The organism is Actinoplanes sp. NPDC048791, from assembly GCF_040650095.1.
GTDB lineage: Bacteria > Actinomycetota > Actinomycetes > Mycobacteriales > Micromonosporaceae > Actinoplanes.
The window spans coordinates 1-2,812 of sequence record NZ_JBEZGQ010001047.1; the positions used below are offsets into that span (position 1 = coordinate 1).

The 2,812-nt window shown below is 73.6% G+C and carries 2 protein-coding genes; one reads left to right on the forward strand and one right to left on the reverse strand.

Annotated elements, in window-relative coordinates; translation table 11 throughout:
- Window positions 1–110 precede the first annotated feature (110 nt).
- Window positions 111–830 carry an L-ribulose-5-phosphate 4-epimerase AraD gene (araD, locus tag AB0C29_RS41880; RefSeq protein WP_360832939.1) on the reverse strand — a complete coding sequence of 240 codons (720 nt, stop codon included), beginning with the start codon at window positions 828–830 and terminating at the stop codon, window positions 111–113.
- A 149-nt stretch (window positions 831–979) separates the two neighbouring features.
- Between araD and AB0C29_RS41885 the strand changes: the two genes are divergently transcribed.
- Window positions 980–2,797 carry a diguanylate cyclase domain-containing protein gene (locus AB0C29_RS41885; RefSeq protein WP_360832942.1) on the forward strand — a complete coding sequence of 606 codons (1,818 nt, stop codon included), beginning with the start codon at window positions 980–982 and terminating at the stop codon, window positions 2,795–2,797.
- Window positions 2,798–2,812: the final 15 nt, after the last annotated feature.

Here is a 2,812-nt window from a genome sequence, read left to right on the forward strand (position 1 = left end):
CGACCGGTCGTACTCGACGAAGACGACCGCGGCCCGCACGCCGACGGCCAGCTCGCGGACCAGCCGGCCCCGTACCGCGGCCGGGGACACCGCCCGGCGGCCGTGAGCGGTCAGGCCTCGGCCGCCTTGCTCAGGTCGTTGCCGTAGTAGGCCCCGGCACCGTGCTTGCGGGTGAAGTGCCGGTCCAGCAGCCACTGCGGGGCCGCGGCGGCCGGATTGAGGGCGAGGGTCTTGAGCGCCATCTCGGCCACCGCCTCGCAGACGATGGCGTGCTCGACCGACTTGCCGGCGTCCTTGCCCCAGGTGAACGGGCCGTGGTTGGCCGCCAGCGCCGCCGGGGTGGCCCGGGCCGCGTCGTCGTCACCGATCAGCTCGATGACCGCCCGCGCGGTGTTGAACTCGTACTCCTCGGCGCACTCCTGCGGGGTCAGGTCCCGGGTGACCCGGACCGGACCGCTGAAGGTGTCGGCGTGCGTCGTGCCGAGCACCGGTACGTCCCGGCCGGCCTGCGCGAACGCGACGGCGTGGGTGGAGTGGGTGTGGGTGATCCCGCCGATCGACGGCCACTGGAGGTAGAACGCCCGGTGGGTCTCGCTGTCCACCGACGGCTTGAGCCGCCCCGAGACGACCCGGCCGGTCTCCAGGTCGACCGGCACCAGCAGGTCGGCGGTCAGGTCGTCGTAGGCGACCCCGGAGGGCTTGATCAGGTAGATGCCCGCGGCGCGGTCCACGCCGCTGACGTTGCCCCAGGTCAGCGCGGCCAGGCCGGCCTTCGGGATGAGCCGGTTGGCCTGCAGCACGGCCTCACGCAGGTCCTGGTCCTTCGTCATGCGGGTCTTCCTCCACGTCCGGGGCGGTCAACCGCCGATGTTAACGTTCACAAGCCGTCCCCGTCGACCGGGGATGGCCATTTCGACGATCCTTCAGGTCCACCCCGCCGAGGTCGATAGGGGAGAGGGGACCGGCGAGGGGACGTTCGATGAGGGCAGTGCGGCGCTGGACCGTCCGCAAACGGCTCTTCGCCATCGCCGCCATCGGTGCCCTGCTCGCCGCCCTCGTCGGGATGGTCGGACTGTCCGGGTACGCGCGCCTCACCGCGGCCAGCCGCGCCGAGTCCCGCCTCGGCACGATCCAGGCCCTCACGCTGACCGCCCAGTCGTTGCAGCACCAGATCCGCGCGCAGGCCTGGTTCGCGGTCGCGGTCAGCGAAGGGGGCACCGGACGGTCGGCGACCGAGGTACGCACCGAGTTCGACGCCGCCCGCACCGCGCTGAACGCCGGCAACACCACCCTGTCCGCCCTGGCCGACGGCACCCGCTACGAGGACGAGCTGCGCGACATCGGCACCGCCCACGACAGCCTGGTCAGCCGGGTCGACTCGATCATCTACCTCAGCGCCACCGACCGTGCCGCCGCCCTCGCCGGCATCAACACCCTCGAAAGCGACGCCGACGCCCTCGACGCGCACATCTCCGGCCTCATCGCGAGGCTAACCGCCGACCGGGCCGCGCAGCTCGCCGCCGCGGACCGGATCAAGCAGGTGGACAGCGGGCGGCTGCTCGCGGCGGCGCTGCTGGCCGCGTTGCTGGTGCTCGGCCTGTCCGCCCGGCTCACCCGGTCGATCCTGCGTGACCTGCGGGCCGTCGACGACGTCGCCCACCGGGTCGGCGCCGGTGACCTGGAGGCCCGCGTCGAGCAGCCCCGCGACGACGAGATCGGTGCCCTGGCCCGGTCGTTCAACGACACCGCGGACCGGCTGCGCGAGACGGTACGGCAGCTCACCGCCGAGGCCCGGCGCGAGAAGCTCGGCAGCCAGCTGGCCGACGCCTTCGACATGGCCGAGACCGAGCACGACGCGTACGGGGTCATCACGAACAGCCTGACCGTCCTGGACCCGGACCGGCCCGCCGAGCTGCTGCTGGCCGACAACTCGGAGGCCCGGCTCACCAGCCGCACCACCGGGGGCGCCGGTGAGCCGCCGTGCTGCCCGGTCACGTCACCGTTCCACTGCGTCGCGGTCCGCCGCGGCCACCTGGTCTCCTTCGACGACAGCGAGGCGCTCGACGCCTGCCCCAAGCTGAGGAACCGCCCGCAGGGCCGGGTGTCGGCGGTCTGCGTGCCGGTCACCTTCATGGGCCGCTCGCTGGGCGTCCTGCACACCACGGGAGACGCGGGCCAGGCCCCGCCGGCTGAGACTCTGTCCGGGCTGGCCCTGCTCGGCGCGCAGGCCGGCAACCGGATCGGCACGCTGCGCTCGTTCGAGCTGGCCCAGATGCAGGCCAGCACCGACGCGCTGACCGGGCTGCCCAACCGCCGCGCGTTCGAGGGCGCGGTCCGCGAACGGCTGCGCGACGGCGGCCGGTTCGCGTTCGTGATGGCCGACCTGGACAAGTTCAAGCTGCTCAACGACACCCACGGTCATGAGGCGGGGGACCGGGCGCTGCGCCTGTTCGGGCAGGTCCTGCGGGCCGGGCTGGGCAAGGACGATCTGGTCGGCCGGCTCGGCGGGGAGGAGTTCGGCATCCTGCTCGACGGCGTGACGCTGGAGCGGGCGGTGCTGGTCCTGGACCGGCTGCGGGCGGCGCTGAGCGAGGCGATCGACGGCGGCACGCCCCGGTTCACCGCCAGCTTCGGGGTGTGCGTCAGTGTCGGGCACGCCGGCTTCGACGATCTGCTCCGGATCGCCGACAAGGCCCTCTACCGGGCCAAGCACGAGGGGCGGGACCGGGTGGTCGCCGCCGGCGCCCCGGACCGCAGCCGCGAGTCCCCGGCCGCGGCCATGTCCCCTGCCGGCTGACCCGGGCCGCGCCGG